Source organism: Spirulina sp. CS-785/01 (genome assembly GCF_028330525.1).
Taxonomy (GTDB): domain Bacteria; phylum Cyanobacteriota; class Cyanobacteriia; order Cyanobacteriales; family Spirulinaceae; genus JAQMSD01.
The window spans coordinates 1-18,262 of the sequence record NZ_JAQMSD010000037.1; the positions used below are offsets into that span (position 1 = coordinate 1).

The 18,262-nt window shown below is 46.1% G+C and carries 13 protein-coding genes and 1 tRNA gene; 5 read left to right on the forward strand and 9 right to left on the reverse strand.

Features of this window, described 5'->3' with window-relative positions; genetic code table 11:
- Window positions 1-366 precede the first annotated feature (366 nt).
- From PN462_RS01705 to lipA, 5 genes are all read right to left on the reverse strand, one after another.
- Entirely contained in the window at window positions 367-3,108 is a 2,742-nt protein-coding gene (locus PN462_RS01705) for an Eco57I restriction-modification methylase domain-containing protein (RefSeq protein ID WP_272126147.1), read from the reverse strand.
- Between the two features lie 190 nt (window positions 3,109-3,298).
- Window positions 3,299-4,294, reverse strand: coding sequence for a ParA family protein (locus PN462_RS01710; protein ID WP_272126148.1), 996 nt, complete (start codon window positions 4,292-4,294; stop codon window positions 3,299-3,301).
- Window positions 4,291-5,481, reverse strand: a complete 1,191-nt coding sequence (locus tag PN462_RS01715; protein ID WP_272126149.1) for an ATP-binding protein — start codon at window positions 5,479-5,481, stop codon at window positions 4,291-4,293. Before PN462_RS01715 ends, PN462_RS01710 begins: the two co-directional genes overlap by 4 nt.
- Before the next feature lie 62 nt (window positions 5,482-5,543).
- Complete coding sequence (gene drmD, locus PN462_RS01720) at window positions 5,544-8,774, reverse strand: DISARM system SNF2-like helicase DrmD (RefSeq protein ID WP_272126150.1); 3,231 nt, start codon at window positions 8,772-8,774, stop codon at window positions 5,544-5,546.
- 81 nt (window positions 8,775-8,855) lie between these two features.
- The gene (gene lipA / locus PN462_RS01725; RefSeq protein WP_272126151.1) at window positions 8,856-9,725 is read right to left on the reverse strand and encodes a lipoyl synthase; all 870 of its coding nucleotides are present in this window, start codon (window positions 9,723-9,725) and stop codon (window positions 8,856-8,858) included.
- 133 nt (window positions 9,726-9,858) lie between these two features.
- Between lipA and PN462_RS01730 the strand changes: the two genes are divergently transcribed.
- A tRNA-Pro gene (locus PN462_RS01730) sits at window positions 9,859-9,932 on the forward strand.
- Window positions 9,933-10,115: 183 nt separating this feature from the next.
- Here the strand turns inward: PN462_RS01730 and PN462_RS01735 are convergent.
- From PN462_RS01735 to PN462_RS01745, 3 genes are all read right to left on the reverse strand, one after another.
- Window positions 10,116-10,601 carry a DUF3122 domain-containing protein gene (locus tag PN462_RS01735; RefSeq protein ID WP_272126152.1) on the reverse strand — a complete coding sequence of 162 codons (486 nt, stop codon included), beginning with the start codon at window positions 10,599-10,601 and terminating at the stop codon, window positions 10,116-10,118.
- Window positions 10,602-10,783: 182 nt separating this feature from the next.
- On the reverse strand, window positions 10,784-11,392 hold the full coding sequence (locus PN462_RS01740) for a Tll0287-like domain-containing protein (RefSeq protein WP_272126153.1): 609 nt from the start codon (window positions 11,390-11,392) through the stop codon (window positions 10,784-10,786).
- Window positions 11,393-11,436: 44 nt separating this feature from the next.
- Window positions 11,437-12,135: an MBL fold metallo-hydrolase gene (locus tag PN462_RS01745; RefSeq protein ID WP_272126154.1), complete on the reverse strand. Its 699-nt coding sequence runs from the start codon at window positions 12,133-12,135 to the stop codon at window positions 11,437-11,439.
- Window positions 12,136-12,293: 158 nt separating this feature from the next.
- Between PN462_RS01745 and PN462_RS01750 the strand changes: the two genes are divergently transcribed.
- Entirely contained in the window at window positions 12,294-12,644 is a 351-nt protein-coding gene (locus PN462_RS01750) for an ArsR/SmtB family transcription factor (protein WP_443029038.1), read from the forward strand.
- 190 nt (window positions 12,645-12,834) lie between these two features.
- Window positions 12,835-14,184, forward strand: coding sequence for a precorrin-6y C5,15-methyltransferase (decarboxylating) subunit CbiE (gene cbiE / locus PN462_RS01755; RefSeq protein WP_272126156.1), 1,350 nt, complete (start codon window positions 12,835-12,837; stop codon window positions 14,182-14,184).
- A 27-nt stretch (window positions 14,185-14,211) separates the two neighbouring features.
- On the opposite strand, the gene PN462_RS01760 is transcribed toward cbiE, so the two are convergent.
- A complete protein-coding gene (locus tag PN462_RS01760) occupies window positions 14,212-14,886 on the reverse strand; it encodes a hypothetical protein (protein ID WP_272126157.1) in 675 nt (224 codons plus the stop codon).
- A 125-nt stretch (window positions 14,887-15,011) separates the two neighbouring features.
- Here PN462_RS01760 and PN462_RS01765 point away from each other — a divergent pair, with 125 nt between their 5' ends.
- Together PN462_RS01765 and PN462_RS01770 are read left to right on the forward strand one after the other, a co-directional pair.
- Entirely contained in the window at window positions 15,012-16,562 is a 1,551-nt protein-coding gene (locus tag PN462_RS01765; RefSeq protein WP_272126158.1) for a M16 family metallopeptidase, read from the forward strand.
- 86 nt (window positions 16,563-16,648) lie between these two features.
- A complete protein-coding gene (locus PN462_RS01770) occupies window positions 16,649-18,112 on the forward strand; it encodes a M16 family metallopeptidase (protein ID WP_272126159.1) in 1,464 nt (487 codons plus the stop codon).
- Window positions 18,113-18,262 lie beyond the last annotated feature (150 nt).

Below are 18,262 nucleotides of genomic sequence, written 5' to 3' on the forward strand. Positions count from 1 at the left end.
ATATGGCGGTTTGGAGTCGCCCTCACCCCCCAACCCCCTCTCCCAACCTTGGGAGAGGGGGAGAAAATGTCTCTCACAAGTGTCTGAAACAACGGTGTCTCGTTCTACAATTTCTCACCTTGACAGGGCTGGGTGGGCATCGCCCACCATAAATGAGTTTCAAGAGAGATACCATAGCATGAGTTTTTGAAAGAAGACATCACAAAGGGAGTTAGGGAATTTAACAAACATTTACAGTGGTGGACAAGGCAAACCCTACTCTTGGAAAAGTAAAATTACAGTAATAAGTTACGTGATGGTGGGCATTGCCCACCCTACTTTCTACTTTCTAATGACTAATGACCAATGACTAATGACAAACTTTGGTTAACCTCCTTGCTTTGGCTTAAAGATATGCACTAAACTAACAATAATCGCAGCCATTCCTGGCCATTTATAGCGTCGTTTGGCGTTGTAAATAATGCCGCCATGATTACAAATAAATCTTAACCCTGCACTGCGAGTTCCCCCTTGGGCGATAGTATTAGTCGCAATTAATCCCATAGTTCCATTTTGACGGATTAAGTTAAAGGCTCGGCGAAAGAAGAAAGCCACTAGATCAGGACTTCCTTTTGATTCTGGATATTGTTCCGTTAACCATGCTAGATAGGGGTTTCCATGAACTGTAGAAATTTTCTTCCCTCCCAAAAAAGGAGGATTCCCAAGGATTGCGTCAAACCCGCCATTAGCGCGATCAAACACCTCTGGAAACTCAATCTCCCAGTTAAACACCTTAATCCCCGTCTCCCCCTCTTGCAACCGTTGGGAGATGGCTTGCGCTTGGGTTTCATCCTGCTGTAAAACTTGTTTATATTCTAATTTTTTCTCCTGGAGTGCCGTTTTCGTCTTCTTCTTAGCATCAAAAAAGGCCGCCACGGCCACTTCCCCACTCAACCGCGGTTTTGCAGACTGAGTTTCCGCCTTTTCCCACTGTTTCCGTTTGCGGGTATCATCGGCATTGGTGCGGGTATCGGCGGCTTGAATTTGGAGGCGATAGGTTTTCACTTGCTCGATTTCCTGTAACATTTGCATGAGGGGTAAATCGGCAGTGGGGTCCTTGGTGAATGCGCCGATTTCGCTGCCAGTTAAGCCCACTAGGGAGTCGCCACATTTTAACCCATGGTCTAGGAAAGTAAAGGGGCGATCGCGGGACAAAGTAAACAACCAGAGAGACAATTTCGCCAAATTCACCGCAAAGGGATTTTTATCCACCCCATAAATACATTGTTGCACCACCAGGCGACGGGCAATGATCACCGGGTCTTCCGTATCTGGATCAAGATCGTTTGTGCGTTCCCATGCTTCCACGAGGCGATCGGCAATTTGACGACAAGCTTCCACTAAAAACGCCCCACTCCCCATGGCCAAGTCACACACTTTTAAATTTAACAATTGTTCGGGAGTGGGATGATCCCCTAATTTCTGAAACACAGGCTGTAATGTCGTTTCCACCACTGGTGCGGTTAAACTGCGGGGGGTATAATGAGACCCTGATCTGCGTCTTTCTTCTGTGGGTTGGAGATACAGGGCCCCGGCAGGTAAAGTGTTAGGAGTGCGTTTAGAAATCTTTGTCCCCAAAGCTGCAATAATCTCTGGGAGGGTTTGGGCGGCTTTTAACGCTTTAGTGGCTTTGGAAGACAGTTCACAATTGGCCCATTCTTTCAGTTTTTTGCTGCGATCTTTCGGTTTGGTGTCCTGTAAGGCTTGTAAGTCAATAACAACGGCGGTGACAACTTTTGATCCTTTGGGTTTACTGTGAACAGCTATAGAGGGATGTTGCGCGACTTCCACCCGATAACCCATAATTCCTTCATACACCGAACCAATTTGTTCTACATCCAAGGCCCGATAGGATAAGCGTTCGCCCTCTAACATTAATAAGTTATCCAACATCCGAAATACTACCCCATCGGGAATGCGTGGCGCGATTAAGGTGGGATAATCTCGAAAAGAAGTTTTAAGGGGCCGTCCTTCTAAAAAGGGATATTCATCGGGTTTAAATAACTGTCCGTGACGGGCGGGGAGATAGTCGGGATAATGGCCACCCCCATCATACACCAGGCGAAATAAACTCAACAGCCAAGACCAGGCCCCATAGCGTTGATCCATAGTATCAGGATAGTTTCCCGCATCCTCTCGCAGTTTCTCATAGAGTCCACAAACGGCATAGTGACGCTGATAAGTGCTATCCAGGGGCATAATATCCCGTTCTTCAGCATAGAGGAGAAAGACTAACCGCATTAAGGTAGTGACTAACCCCCCGTAGAGATGTTGGGGATAATGAGTGGCTAAATCGCCAATTTTCTGGGTATCATCAGAAACATTGGTTTGTTCCCCATCGGCCCGTTGAAAGCCGCGTAATAGTTCCCACAGGGCATCTAAAACTTGTTCTGCGAGACGTTCAGAGACATTATTTTGATAACGGCGACTTTCAGCCAGGAGTTGGGGTAAACGGCGATCGCGCGGTACAGTAAACAAGCGATCGGCATTCAAAAGCATCACCAATGCCGCTAAAATTGACCGTCCCGCCACTTCTCTCATCGCTTCTAGGGGAAAGGTCACATACCCCGAAGACTCCCCAGAGGGGGCGTAAACGAGGCGTAAATGGGTCTCATTCCACAACACCCCGATGGGGATATTCGTCCCCCGCAACAACCGTTCAAATTTTTCTTGGGGGGTTGCTTCCCATCCTGATGTTTCATCTTGATCAAAGTCTGTCCCCCGTAAGCAGGTTTTCACCAGCAATAACCAACCCTCTCCCTCATCGGGGACACAGTAGGTGGGACGCAGGGTTTCCCCATATTCGGTTAACACCAATTCAATGTCGGTGGGAGGGGTGAGTAAATCTTGGTCTGGTATCCAGTCTAGGAGTTTTTCAGCGAAGGGTTGAAAGTCGGGAGTTGGGAGAGAGGAGAGGGTTTGTTGATATTCTATAGCGCGATCGCGATCGAGATAAACCCCCTGATTCACCAAAGCAGGAGGAGACACCACCAACCCCACAGGTTGCAAAAACCCCAACCATTCCCGATGCTGCTGAATATATTTCAAGGTTTCATAATCAAAGCTCATATTATTTACCTGACTTTTTGGTTAACAAAAATGATATAGCAAAAATAAATGATTTGTAATAAATCAAAAAGTAATAAAAAACTCTAAAACTCTTATCCCTGTTCCCTATTCCCTGCGAAGCACGCTCGCTTGCCGAATTGTTCCCTGTTCCCTTTGCCAAACCAGTCAGTTTACAACTCTGATGAAAACGCTATAAGGGTAAATCAATTCGATTCGCAATTTTCTCGGCTAAGTCTTTAAAGTCAAAATAAACATTTTTGACCGCCGATAAATGAGCGCCAATTGCCCCATCTGCGGGTTTTAAGTGAAAAATGGGTTTATGGGATTCTTGCGCCATCGGCATTAAACTTTGATAATGTTTAATTAAGGCTAAACGATTGGGGTCTTTGGCAGCATCAATCTTGTTGACTTGTTGGGGATGTTTTAAGACTTGACTCTGATAAATGGTGGGAATTTGTTCAATCCATCTTTGAAAGGCTTTCACAGGTCGATCAAATCTTACCCCATGTTGAAGGATAATATAACCAATGGCTTCCATTTTTCCTTGGGGTAATTGTAAGTCAGTCGCAGGATTTTTGGCGATTCTTGCTTCCCATTCTCGCCGCCAACGGTTAACAGTGGGGCCGAGATTTTTTAAACCTTGTAGGGAAAATAAGTCAGGAGATAACGGCACAACAATATAGTCAGCAGCGATTAAAGCGGCCCGATTAATTGCCCCTAAATTGGGTCCTAAATCCACTAATACCAGGTCAGCAGAATTTTGAGTGGCTGCGCGATCGAGTAACCGCCAAAAAGCCGAAATAACGCGAAATGCTCTTTCTTTTCCATCTAAACAATCCGGCCATTGAGAAGATAATTCATCTTCAAACCCAGAGAGTTGTAAATCACCAATAAAAAGGCTTAAATCATCTTCAATTTTCTCTAATTCTGGGTCAGCAATATCACCAATTCCTTTTAATAAGGGTTGAATACATCGAAAAATTGTGTTATAATTATTGATGTTTTCCCAAATTTCTTCTAATCGATCATCATCAAGAAAAGCAGCCGTTAAATTGGCTTGTGGGTCTAAGTCCGCAGCAATCACTTTAAAATCTAAATCATAATACATCCAAGCGAGGTGATAGACTAAAGATGTTTTTCCTACTCCTCCTTTATTATTAAAAAAAGCAATAATTGGTGGTTTCATGGGGTTCTCCTAACAATCACTAAAAAGTTCGCTTCTTCAATTAGAAATTCTGCTGGGGGATTCCCGTTTTTTTCTAGTTGTTTTTGTGCCGTAGCAATGCCAATCCCAAACCGTTGAACATAGCCTAAGTTTTTCATCGCTTCTGCTAAGTGCGGATTGCGATAATCCGTAACTCCTTTGCCAAAATTTTCGCGGTTAACTTGTCCAAATAACCCCCCAGGATTTTTAATTTCAATGCGATCGTTAAACCAATATACTCGCACTGGAGCATTGGTTTGTTCATAAGATCGGTGCATAATTGCATTACGAATCAGTTGTTGTAAAGCGACAATCGGATAATCAGGTTTTTTAATTTCTAGGGGATTTGTTGTCATATCAGATGCTATGGAAATATTTGCTTGTAAGACTTCATCGAGATAACGCAATAAATCAATCAGAGACCCATCAATCTCTTTTTGATCTCGAATGGGATCGGTTAATTCTGTACCATCAAAACGAAGAAACTGAAGATAAAATCCTGCAATAAACTGTCTGGGGTCTTTTCCCACCACTAAAACGCCTAAGTTAGTGGGATGGGCTTCGGGTTGCGGTGTAAAAAACCGTAGAGAGGTTAATTGTTGCTCTAGAGAGCGTTGATTTTGTTCTAAGATATCAGGAGCAAGGGCTGAGTTTAGATATTCTCGTTGAAATAAGTCTAAGTCTAAATCAGCCATGGACGCGGAAATTAAGGGACGTAAATCAAAGGGTAAATCTCTTGCCCGTCTTTTTTCGTTGAGACGACGTTCTTCTTCTGGGGTTGCGTTCGCGCGTGTCGGGCCGATCCGAATGTACGTCCGTCCCTCAAACCGCACGGGAGGCGCGTCAGAGGGCTGTACAATCACTACAGCCACTTCACAGCCCTCAAAAACATATTTATCCACTTGTAAGACTGGAATTGGCAGGATTTTCCCTTCGGAACGAATATTAGCCAAGTTGGTTAAAAGCTGATCGGTAATGGGTAAGTTAGCACAGGTCCCATCATCATTAACGCCAACAAACAGAACGCCTGGCTTTTTATGATTGGGAAGATCATTGGCAAATGCACAAATCGCTTGTCTGATCTTTTTCCCATCGGAAGGGGATGTTTTACGTTCAACGCGATCGGATTCTAACTCTTTGAGAAGCCTTGCTAGTTCTTTTTCATCCATAATTGGGTTCTTTTTAACTTCTTTCTATGGTAAGCGTGCAGCAGAGTTTTTAGGCTTTGAGATCAACTACTCATTGGCCAAAGATAGACTAATCCTACAGGTTCTAAACGACGGGCTTTTACTTCATAATTCTCCCGAATGCGCTGCGGTTCTGAGTCTAATTCTTCTTCGAGTTTCTCTAAGCGTCTTTCCCAATAGCGACGATCCGCTTCTAGTTGTTTTTCTTCTTCTTTCGAGAGTTCCCCTAGATTAAATTCTAATTGAATGGGAGTATTTTGCGCTAATTCTCCCCGAATTTCCTGTTCCCGTTTGCGAATCCTTTCTTGTTGACGTTTCAGTAAGTCTCGCATTTGACGGGCTTCTCGTTGGGCGCGTTTTTTCAAGGTTTCCACCGCCTCCCTTTCAATGTTGTTGGCTTGGGTTTCCAGGTGGGGTAACAGTTGTTCTACGTCGGGTTTTGAACATTGCTGTAGGGTGTCTTTTATCCCAGAGGAAATGTCTTTATTGTGGGGTGAAATGAGAGAGGTTTCTAACAGGTTTAAGATGTCTTTTTGTTGTTCCCCTTCCACGGGACGCAGTTGGGCTTCTCCTCGACTGTCGGGGTGACTCCACTCCGCAGCCACTATAACAATTTCATCATGTAATCGCGTTGCACCATTGCCATAGAGGGATAATCGTCCTAATAAAATTACTTTCGGAATTGGGTCTTGAGAAAGACAAACACAAGCGCGAGTGAGTTCGTCATAAATGAAGCCTTGAGACAAAAAACGACCCAATAGACGCTGTACCACTCGATGTTCTAGGTGTAAGTGAACCACACTATCATCAAGATAGCCCACATCTTGGAAGACAACGGGACGCACCTCTGTTTCTTTGCGCCATTCCCAAAGTTTCTGTTTCCGTTGACGGGGGGGACGCAGGGTGTCGAGGGTGGTTTCCCAACTGGGGTCATTGGTGAGGGTTTCTAAATTGGGAATTTCCCATATTCCTTCCTCATTTTTGGGTTGGAGAGGGGAGGCCCCTAATAATTCTAAACTGGCGGAAAGGGCTTCTCGAAAGGCGCGATCGTCCAATCCTAACCACTGCTGCGATTGACTCAACATCTGCTGTAAGGTTTCTTCTTGTTGTCGCAGTTGACGGATTTCAGGGCGGACTGTCTCCAATTCTTCCCGAATGGCACCATTTTGACGGCTGTTCTCGGCTTGGTCTGCCCTATCGAGTCCAGAGATTAATATTTGTTCGGCTTTGGCTTCAATGCCGTCATCTAAGAGTTGAGAGACATTTTTTTCGATGACGGGGGAGAGACTGCCCAATTCGCTAACGATGGTTTTGGTTTTATTGACTAATACTTCTAAAACCCGATCTTCGGCCCGTTGCGGTAAAACAAAGTAGTGACAGTGTACTACGGGTTCTCGTTGGAGTTTGCGATCGATGCGTCCGTTCCGTTGTTCCATGCGACTGGGATTCCAGGGAATGTCAAAATGGAATAGGTCAGCGCAATAGTTTTGTAAGTTGACTCCTTCTCTGGCAGCATCGGTGGCAATGAGAATCCGGAGAGGATGATCTTTGGGGTTGGTGTTAAAGGCGCGTTTAATGGCTTCTCTGCGATCGTCTCCCATTCCTCCGGTAAAGCAGTCGATGCGTTCGTCTTCTTGTTCACTACCTGCAATGGCATCTCGGAGTTGTTGTTGTAAGTAGCGTTTGGTGTCTGTGTATTCGGTGAAGATTAATACGCGGCGATCGCGCCATTTTGCTCCTAGTTGCCCTAGGTCAGGACAAAGGTTATTCCGCAGCCACTCTAATAAAGCCTTGACCTTAGAATCCGCTTCATAACGGGAATTTTGAGCAATTTCGCTCATACGGTCTAATAATTCCCGTTCTTGGGGGCTAATTTCTCCTCTGCTGGCTGTGGTGGCGGCGATCAGTTGTGCATTTTCTTCTGCTTCAATTTCATGTTCCGGGAGTTCTGCGCGATCGTCATCTGCCCCAGGAGATTCTACTAATAAGCCATAATTTGGGGAGGTTTGGGCGTTTTTCTCCTCTTGACGGTTGATGGCTTGTCGATGGACTTGCAGGGTCCGGGCAAAGGCTTCAATGGAAGAAAGTAACCGTTTCTGGAGAGATATCACCACCAGCATTCCGGCTTTGCGTTTTGATTTTGATTCCCCTTGTAACCGCTTTTGTCGGCAACGACGATAGTCTTGTAAAAGCCGAGAGAGTTCTAATTCTGGGGCATCATCGGGCAGGTTTTGAAGGGTGACGGGAATGACTTCCCGTTTGGGAAAGTCACTATCGCTGATTTCTCGGATGTCCTGTTTTAATCGCCTCACCATCACCGAATCTAGAAGTTTTCGGCTTTTGACGGGAACACCGCGACAAAACCGTTGGGGATCGAGCATTTCTAGTAAGGCGGCGAAACTATTAGAATGTCCGTTGTGTGGTGTGGCGGAGAGAAAGAGTTTATGTTCAAAGCGCGGGGCAATATCCCGCATGGTTTTGGTGAGTTTAGAGTCGATCGCATATTTAGTAGAGGTGGCAGGGGCGACATTATGGGCCTCATCGAGAATTAACATTGAACCGACGGCTAAATCCCCTAACCAGTCTCGTAAGGGGGCGGCGTAGGCTTCGGAGCGAATTAAAGCATGAGAGATGATAAAACGGTTGTGAGTGGTCCAGGGGTTGATGCCATAGCCTCGTTCCCGTCGTTTCTGAATCAGGAATGCGCGATCGAAAATGGTAAAAGTTAGCCCAAAGCGGTTTTCCATCTCCTCTTGCCACTGTCGCACCATAGAGGGGGGACAAGTAATGACCACCCGTTGTAATCTTTGCCGCAGTAGCATTTCTCGCAGAATTAACCCGGCTTCGATGGTTTTGCCTAAGCCCACATCATCGGCAATAAATAAGCCCACACGAGCCATTTGTAGGGCTTTCCGTAGGGGTTCTAATTGGTAGGCTTTAATTTGAATTCCGGCCCGATAGGGGGCTTGAAATAACTCGGCTTCGGTGGAGGTAACACAGTTCCAGCGCAGGGTGTGCAGATAGGCGGAAAAGTAACGGGGGTGATCAAAGCCTTGACGGGTGAGAAGGTCCCAAGACCCTGTGCCAATAACTTGTGCGTCGATTTCTCGTTCCCAGAAAACTTCTAATTCCTCGCCTTGGGCATCGTCTTCTAGGCAAACCAAGCGCACTGTTGTATCTCCTGCTGGACTCTTGGGAGGGGAGACATTTTCAACGAGATATTGGCGCGATCGCACTTGAGCAATTGTGCCGGGTTGCAGGGGTTGAGTCTTCATTGACGGGTTGGGAAGGATGTAGGAATTATGACTCTCCCACGAATCCGCTTCGTGGGAGGTGGGTTAATGAAACCATACCCATTATTTCGGGTATTGTTTCATTAAACGTTGGACTTCTCCGGCATGGTAGGAACTACGGGTTAAGGGAGAGGACACCACTTGTAAAAAGCCTATGGACTCCCCATAGTCCCGCCAAGCGTCAAATTGTTCGGGGGTGACAAATTCTTGGACTCCTAAATGTTTTTGGGAGGGTTGTAGGTATTGGCCAATAGTGACGATATCACAATCGACTTCTCGCATATCGCCCATCACAGTCCGGACTTCCTCATCGGTTTCTCCCAGTCCTACCATAATCCCGGATTTGGTATAGACTTTAGGGGCCAGTTGGCGGGTGCGTTGTAATAATTCCAGCGATCGCCCATAATCCCCTTGAGGCCGCACCCGACGATAAAACCGAGGAATCGTCTCAATATTATGATTGAGAACCTCTGGTTTTGCCTCCAGAATCGCGGCTAATGCCTCCCAATTCCCACATAAATCGGGAATTAATAACTCAATAGTCGTTTGAGGGGAAACCTTGCGGACTTCCTCAATACAGCGTTGAAACTGACTCGCCCCCCCATCAGGCAAATCATCTCGATTCACCGACGTAATCACCACATGATTTAAATTTAACCGTCGTACCGCTTCCGCCAAATTAATCGGTTCAAGGGGATCAAGGGCCTGGGGTTTCTTCTCAAAATCAATATCACAATAGGGACAAGCGCGAGTACAAGCGGGCCCCATAATCAAAAAAGTTGCCGTCCCCGCATGGAAACATTCGCCAATATTCGGACAGGAGGCTTCCTCACAAACCGTATTTAGCCCCAAGTCCCGTAAAATGTCCTTAACACTGCCCACACGCTGGAATTGTGGGGCTTTCACTCTTAACCAGTCTGGCTTGACAACCACAATTTCCCTTTCACTTTCCTAGAATTTCCCTTCCTATCCTATCAACAAACCCCCATCCCGTGTTAGGATATTAACCTAGGGAAAGAGCCGCGCCTGTTGGGTTGAGCTTAAAACCGACTTGAAACCTAGATTACGGGATGTAGCGCAGTTTGGTAGCGCACTTCGTTCGGGACGAAGGGGCCGCTGGTTCGAATCCAGTCATCCCGATTTGATAAGGAAGTGATGTTAACGATCCGGATGTTAAAGGTCCGGATGTTAAAGGTCCGGATGTTAAAGGTCCGGATGTTAAAGGTCCGGATGTTAAAGGTCCGGATGTCAAAACCTGAAAGGTAGCAACCATCCGGAAAGCGAGCAACAAGAAAATGCTATACCAGAGGTTAACCCCAATAATTACTCTTTTTCTGCCAAATTTTTCCACTCTTTCACCACAAAATAGGGGATTCTCAATTCGTGGGGGTCTTTGAGGGGCAATTCCAAACGCAGGAAATTGACGGCGGGCAGTTGTTTGATAATTCCGGTTACATCGTATTGTCCCACATTAGAGGCTGGTGTTTTTTCTGCAAAGCGATCGGGGACTAGAAATTCTTGGTCCTCGGTGGCTACAATTTTCAGGGGTTGAGGGTGCAAAAATTGGGTGACATCCGGATATCCTACTAGACGCAGGTTCATATCGGCAGGTTTATCGGGTTGAGTCCGTTTAAATAATACGACTTGCCAAGCATACCCTTGTTGGTCTTTGATGGTTTGTTGGGAGCGATACAGCGTTTTTTGAAATCCTTCTTGGGTGATCCGAATAACTGCATTGGCCGGGGGAGCAATCCAGAAAGACAGGAGTAGCAAACTACTTAAAATTAGCGCAAACCAGTGTTTTTTCATTTTTTTGTTGGTAAAAAAGGGAACAGGGAACTCCGGAACAGGGAATAGGGGACAGGGAATAATAATGGATTCTTGGTTTTTAATTATCCATTATTAATTATCCATTATCCATTATTAAAAACCCCCATATTCGCTTAAAGGTGAAATGGGGGCAAAATAGACCAACTCAACAGTCAACTCGTCTAATTTTGGACGAGAGCCGCTTGTAATGCCGCTTTAACTTCCGGGATGAAGACGGAATACATTCCCCGTAAATCTCCCACGTTGAAGTTATAGGCTAAATCATTGGGATAGTTCTCTTTTACAAAGTCCGGACGTTCTCCTTTGGGACCGTGACAGGCTAAACAACTGGCCTCAACGGTGATCCGTCGGAAATAATGGACTCCCTCTTGGCCATCTAGGGTATCTTTCTCCCAAAAGGCCATGAGTTCCGGATTTTCTTGAAAACGAGTAACCGCTTGTTCTTCTGCGTCGTTTTTCGGTGCGTGGGCCGGGTTGCGATATTTGGCTGAGACTTGTCTCAATTCCCAGTTATTCTCTTTACTGAGTTGTTTGGCCTGCATCCCTACGGGTTTACAGACTTGTTTCATGGTTTCCATGGTCGGCTGACCTTCCATGTCTTCGATAGTCGAGGCCAAACCCGATCGCATTTGGTCTAAATTTTCGATCTCCTGTACTGCTTTCCCCAGTTCGGAGGGGGTGATTTCGGCTTGGGCTGGGGAGGGATGCCACAGGAATAGCGCGATCGCACCTAAAATTCCCAACATCACTTGAGGCCAGTTTTTGTACATGACTATATTAGAATATAATGCTCTAAGTTTAGCTTACCGATCTTCTAGGCCGTTGCCAAGGACTTCCCACATTGCTGGTTAGCGGGGACAGCTTCCATAATTTTCTTGGGATTGGGTAAATTGAGATTAGCCATGAGGTTCACGAAGTCTTCTTTACTCTGGTTGGCCAACCGGGGATTAAACTGTTTTTCTTCTCCAATGGTGGAAACGGTTTGGCCGCGATAGTCGTGGCCCGGATACACTAAGGTTTCATCGGCCAGGGTGAACATTTTCTGGGTAATGGAGTCATACAACAAGGCCGAATTGCCGCTTTGAAAGTCGGTGCGGCCACAACCGCGAATGAATAACGCATCTCCGGTAAACAGATGGGTTCCATTCACTAGGTAAGACATATCACAGTCTGTATGTCCTGGGGTAGAAATTGCTTTGATCTGGATTGACCCCAGTTGTAATTCTTCGCCATCTTTAATGTAGCGATCGGCACAGTCTGCTTGCGCTTTCTCAGGCACAATTCCTTGACAGTTGACCCGTTTTCTCAATTCCCCCGTCCCGGTAATGTGATCCGCGTGAATATGGGTCTCTAGACAATACCGGAGAGTTAAACCCAGTTCCTTGATTAATTTTAAATCTCGCTCGACTTGTTCCAAGACGGGATCAATCAAGAGAGCTTCTTTCGTGTCTAAATCTGCCAGTAAATAAGTATATGTACTGGTTTCTTGATCGTAAAGTTGACGAAACAACATAGTCGGTCTCCTATGGGCAAGATAAAAAAAAATTTTAGGGCTTACAATATTATACTACCATATGGTAATATGATGACAACCGAGAATAGTATAAAATAAAGATAAAGACTGGTTAGATGAACAGAACAATAGTGCCAAATTTAACATCTGATTGCCCAATGGAAGCCGTAGCGCAGGTCTCACCCACTGCGTTAAATCGTATTGCTGAATACTTTAAAGTTCTCTCTGAGGTTAGTCGCTTGCACATTCTCTGTTGTCTCCGGTCTGGAGAGAAGAATGTTACAGAAATTATTGAAAACACTGGGTTAGGACAAGCGAATGTGTCCAAACACTTGAAAATTCTCACCCAGTTAGGGATGGTTAATCGTAAACCGCAAGGGGTGAGTGTTTATTATGAAATCGCCGATCCCAGTATTTTTAAGTTGTGTGAGATTGTGTGCGATCGCTTGTCCATGGCCTTAGAAGCACAATCCCAAGAACTGGAAGTTTTTAGTCTATTCAAAGATTAATTGACTTCTCCACGCTTTGAAAAACGTGGATTCTAAAAGGAGGCTACGCAACGGGTTGAAAACCGCGTTGCTTCGCTTCTATCCTTTTAGAGTTCGAGAGATAGATTCTCGATAGCGCAGTCAAACACGCCCTATTGACCTGGGTTCGTGGGAAAGTTTAGCTGTATCTCTACTTTTTGAATTAGCCCGCTTGGGTTTTTCACCAATGGAGATGGGGGAGATGGGGAAGATGGAGGAGATGGGGAAGATGGAGGAGAACAAACAACAAACAACAAACAACAAACAACAAACAACAAATAATATTGCTGTCATTGGGATAGGGTTAGGGGGAGTCGAGGAACTTCCGACGACAAGACAAGAAAAAATAGCCCACGCATCCGTTATTGCGGGGAGTGTGCGTCATTTGCGTTATGTGAGCAACCATCCCAGTCGTACAATTAGTTTAGAGAATTGGCGCGAGGGATTAGCGCAGATTCGGGAAGCGTGGGAAACTGGGGAAAATGTAGTCGTTTTGGCCTCTGGTGATCCTCTATTTTTTGGTATTGGCCGCTTATTACTAAACGCCTTTCCGAGGGATGCGTTGCGGTTTTATCCCCATCTGAGTTCCATTCAGTTGGCCTTTAGTCGGGTAAAATTGCCGTGGCAAAATGCTACTCTTGTTAGTGTACATGGGCGATCGCTCTCAGAACTCACTGAAGCGTTACAGAGGGGTGAGAGTCCCATTGCAGTATTAACCGATGGGACAAATACACCAAAGGCAATTATGGCGCATTATACCGCCTTAGCGTTGCCTTATGAGTATGGGGTCTGGGTCTGTGAGAACTTGGGAGGAGAAAACGAACAAGTTCATGATTACGACGCAGCATCCCTGCAAGATCAAGAGTTTGCACCTCTCAATGTGGTGATTTTAGTTCGTCAGGAACAAGAAAAGGCATTAAACCTTGACCAACTGCCGCTTTTCGGGATTCCTGACCATTATTTTATCAGTTTCCGCGATCGCCCGAGTCTCATTACCAAACGAGAAGTCCGTATCGCTATTTTAGGGGAACTAGCCTTACAACCCAAGCAAATCATCTGGGATATCGGGGCCGGAACCGGGTCAGTTTCCGTAGAAATGGCCCGACTTTCCCCAACGTCCCACATTTATGCCATAGAAAAGACGGCCATGGGGGCCAAATTAATCCAACAAAACGCCCAAAGCTTCCAAGTTGAGACTATCACATCCCTCGAAGGAACAGCCCCCCAAGCCTTAGAAAATTTACCCAGTCCTCAGCGTATTTTTATCGGAGGAAGTGGGGGAAATTTAGCGGACATTTTACAAGTTTGTACAACCCAATTAAGTCCAGAGGGGAGAATTGTGGGTGCATTTGCCACAGTGGACCATTTAAACACGGCTTGGGAGTGGTTTAAACATAAAGCATGGTCAGTGCGTTTGTTACAGTTACAAATCGCCAAATCCGTCCCTGTGGGGTCATTAACGCGCTTTTCTCCCCTTAATCCTGTAACGTTAATTATTGCTGAGAGGCATACCTTGGGTTAATCATAACTCTCAACTCTCAACTCTCAACTAATCCTCCTCCTCCTTCTTCTTCTTCCGTTTGGGTTTCCAGTAGAGGGAACGGCGTTTGGGGGTTTTATAGACTGTGAACAGGCAGGGGAGGGCGTGTAAACTGCCACTACGAGTCCCAACGGTTGGGCCAGTCATTTCAATGACTAACCGCAAGGTAAACTGTTTTCCCTCTGCTGCGGCCTCTCCTAACTTATCGGGTTTGAAAATGGGGGATGCGATCGCAAGTTCCCCCTGATCATCCCCCTTCAACGCACTTTCTACCGTAATTTTGGCCTTAATTTTTTGGCCCGGTGCAATAAAACTATCCATCTGAGACTGGGATAAATCCACCGACATCCCCGGTACCACCCGGATAACCCGTAACGCATCCCCCTTGAAATTCGCCAACGTACACCGTTCCCAAATCACCAACAACGATCGGGTTTCCGTCTTATTCTCAATCGTCACCTCCAACTCCCGCAACGCCTTAGGTTTATATAAATCCTTCAGCTTAAACTTTACCCCCACCAACCCCTCCAACTTTAACCCCTCCAACATCTGCGTCAACGCCTCCTTTTCCCAGCGCAAACTGATAAACTCATCTAAATCCAGCCAAATTTGATAAAACACATAAGCCACAACAATCCCATAGACCACTAAAATTAAAAGATTCCATTGCAAACTATCTGGCATGAACCTCTTTAAGCAAAAGAAAGACCCTGAAGCGCGAGAATTGCCCAAATCTTATCCCATAATAGTTACCATGTTTCAGAGGTTAACCCCCTAACGTGAATTTTGAACCACTACAGACAACCAGTATGCGGCAGCTTAAACAATTTTCTTGGCACACCTTAATCACCAGTTTATGTATTGCCCTCCTGCTGTGGAGTGTCGCCCCAAGCAGCGCAGTGGCACAACGCCTTCCCCAAAGTAACGCCCAGTCTATTCAACCCTACCTGGACCGGGTAATCGAAAAAGTCAGTGAATTTCGCCTCGATAACGGCATGAACTTCATCGTCCTTGAACGTCATGATGCCCCCGTTGTCTCCTTTATGACTTACGCGGATGTGGGGGGAATTGATGAACCTGACGGCAAAACCGGAGTCGCCCACTTTCTCGAACATTTAGCCTTTAAAGGAACAACCCGCATCGGCACAAAAGACTACGACACCGAGAAACAACTTTTAAACCAACTCGATGAACTGGCCGCCCAGCGACAGGCCGCCCTCGCAGCAGGGAACGCTGAAAAAGCCCAACAACTCAACGAGGAATTCCAACAACTCCAACAAAAAGCCCAAGAAATCGCCATTCAAAACGAATTTGGGCAAATTGTCGAAAAATCCGGTGGGGTAGGACTCAACGCCGCTACCTCTGCCGATTTTACCCGCTATCAATATAGTCTCCCCTCCAATAAACTCGAATTGTGGATGTCCTTGGAGTCAGAACGCTTTCTCGACCCCGTATTTCGGGAGTTTTACAAGGAAAAAGACGTAATTCTTGAAGAACGACGCTGGCGGACGGATAACTCGCCGATGGGACAATTGGTAGAAGCCTTCCTCGATACCGCTTTCACCACCCACCCCTACAAACGCCCCATTATTGGCTACACGGAGGACTTATTAAACCTGAGACGGGAGGACATAAGACAATTTTTTTCCACCTACTACGTCCCTAATAACCTCACCATGGCCATTGTCGGGGATGTGAACCCCCAACAGGTGCAAGAATTGGCGAAAGTCTATTTCGGTCGCTACCCCAGTCAACCCGAACCCCCGGAAGTGACGGCCACTGAACCCCCACAAACGGAAACGCGAGAGGTGAGTTTATCCCTAGACTCTGAACCTTGGTACATCGAAGGGTTTCACCGACCTTCTCTGACTCATCCAGATAATGCCGTATATGACATGATGGTGGCTATTCTCAGTAATGGTCGCACGTCTCGTTTGTATAAGTCTCTGGTGGAACAACAACAGGTTGCTTTATCTGCGGGGGGATTTAATGGTTTTCCGGGGGATAAATACCCTAATTTAGTGATGTTTTATGCTTCTACGGCCTCTGGTCATACGTTAGAGGAAGTCGAAACCAGTTTAGAAGCGGAAATTGAGAAAATTAAAACTGAACCCGTTGCCGAAAAAGATTTAAACCGGGTGAAAACCCAAGCGAGGGCGGCGTTATTACGTCAATTAGATTCTAATTCGGGGATGGCGAATTTACTGGCAGAATACCAAGCAAAAACCGGAGATTGGCGCAATTTATTTAAACGACTCGATCGCATTGCTGCTGTCACCCCCGACGACATCCTCCGAGTTGCCCAAGAAACCTTCACGCTAGACAACAAAACGATTGGCCGATTGAAAAGTATGAATTAGTTGTTGGTTCTTGGTTCTGTTGATGGTTAATTGCTGATTGTTGATTGTTGATTGCTAATTGTTAATTGCTAATTGTTGATTGTCTTATGAAATTAAAACCTTTGCGTTGGTTGAGTTTAGTCTTAGCTACAGTTGCCCTTGTTTTTCTGTCGTCTCAAAGCGTTAACGCAGCGACAGCGCGACATTACACGGAATTAGAATTCCCTCCCCTGAAAGAACTGGAATTTCCCGACTATGACCGCTTTACCTTAGATAATGGGATGGTGGTTTATTTAGTGGAAGACCACGAATTACCCTTAATTCAGGGGACGGCCTTAGTAAAAACTGGGTCCCGGTTAGAACCTGCGGAGAAAGTGGGTTTAGCGGGGATTACAGGTTCAGTGATGCGGAGTGGGGGGACAGAAACTCATTCCCCCAATGAATTAAACCAACTCCTCGAACAACGGGCCGCCTCAGTAGAAACGGGGATTAGTGATACAGTGGGGAGTGCCAGTTTTAACACTTTAACCGAAGATGTAGAGACGGTGTTTCGTCTGTTTGCGGAAGTCATCCAACAACCCGCATTTAACCCGGAAAAATTGGCCCTGGCGAAAAAACAAACCGCGAGTGGTATTGCCCGACGGAATGATGATCCCAATGATATCGCCTCACGGGAGTTTTATAAGTTGGTCTATGGGGAAGATAGTCCCTATGCTCGGACGGTGGAATATGCGACCCTAGAGAAGATTACACGGGAAGATGTGGTGCAGTTTTATGGCCAGTCGTTTCGCCCTGATCAGATGATTTTGGGGATTTCGGGGGATTTGGATCCGGTGAGGATGAAAGCCTTAATTCAAGAGGTGTTTGGGGATTGGCAACCGGAGGAGGTGGCCCCGTTACCGGAGAAACCGGAAGTCTCGGCCCAAAATCGACAAACGGGGGTGTTTTTTGTCGAACAACCCCAACTCACCCAAAGTTATATCAATCTGGGGCATTTGGGGGGAGAGTTTGAGAATCCCGATTATGCGGCCTTGAGTGTGGTGAACGGGGTGTTAAATGGATTTGGGGGACGGTTGTTTAATGAGGTGCGATCGCGCCAAGGATTAGCCTACAGTGTCTATGGCTACTGGAGTGCGCGGTATGATTATCCTGGGGTGTTTATTGCGGGAGGACAAACGCGATCGGATGCCACTGTTCCCTTTGTGGAGTCCGTGACACAGGAGATCCAACAATTACAAACTCAACCTATCACTGCCGAAAAATTAAACTATGCCAAGGAATCCATCTTAAATTCCTTTGTCTTTAATTTCCAAACCCCCAGCCAGATGATCTCCCGCTTAATGCGTTACGAATACTACGACTATCCCTCGGATTATATTTTCCAGTATCAGCAGGGCATTAAAGACACCACCATCGACGATGTACAACGGGTGGCCCAAGAGTATCTCAACCCAGAACAATTAACTATTCTCGTGGTAGGGAATGGGGAAAACATCCAACCCCCCTTGAGTCGTCTCGATTCTGATGTCAATATGGTAGATATTGCTATTCCCTCATCCCCAAGTAGTTAATTCAAGCCCGTCAGCACCTCTTCCTTGAAGGAAGAGGCTTCGTGCCTTCCTTCAAGTAGCTGACCAGTCTCTGTCCTTCATGGACTCCGTTTCCTAAGCCATCAAACCCTAAAATGCGTAGCTAGTTTTAGGCTCTTTGTCTGGTCATTA

Bases quoted from the DNA above. Each gene is read 5' to 3' on its own strand.
- PN462_RS01770 (WP_272126159.1), top strand. From the start codon at position 16,649: ATGAAATTAAAACCTTTGCGTTGGTTGAGTTTAGTCTTAGCTACAGTT.
- PN462_RS01705 (WP_272126147.1), bottom strand. From the start codon at position 3,108: ATGAGCTTTGATTATGAAACCTTGAAATATATTCAGCAGCATCGGGAA.
- PN462_RS01765 (WP_272126158.1), top strand. From the start codon at position 15,012: ATGCGGCAGCTTAAACAATTTTCTTGGCACACCTTAATCACCAGTTTA.
- PN462_RS01750 (WP_443029038.1), top strand. From the start codon at position 12,294: ATGGAAGCCGTAGCGCAGGTCTCACCCACTGCGTTAAATCGTATTGCT.
- PN462_RS01710 (WP_272126148.1), bottom strand. From the start codon at position 4,294: ATGAAACCACCAATTATTGCTTTTTTTAATAATAAAGGAGGAGTAGGA.
- PN462_RS01760 (WP_272126157.1), bottom strand. From the start codon at position 14,886: ATGCCAGATAGTTTGCAATGGAATCTTTTAATTTTAGTGGTCTATGGG.
- drmD (WP_272126150.1), bottom strand. From the start codon at position 8,774: ATGAAGACTCAACCCCTGCAACCCGGCACAATTGCTCAAGTGCGATCG.
- PN462_RS01745 (WP_272126154.1), bottom strand. From the start codon at position 12,135: ATGTTGTTTCGTCAACTTTACGATCAAGAAACCAGTACATATACTTAT.
- PN462_RS01715 (WP_272126149.1), bottom strand. From the start codon at position 5,481: ATGGATGAAAAAGAACTAGCAAGGCTTCTCAAAGAGTTAGAATCCGAT.
- PN462_RS01735 (WP_272126152.1), bottom strand. From the start codon at position 10,601: ATGAAAAAACACTGGTTTGCGCTAATTTTAAGTAGTTTGCTACTCCTG.
- PN462_RS01740 (WP_272126153.1), bottom strand. From the start codon at position 11,392: ATGTACAAAAACTGGCCTCAAGTGATGTTGGGAATTTTAGGTGCGATC.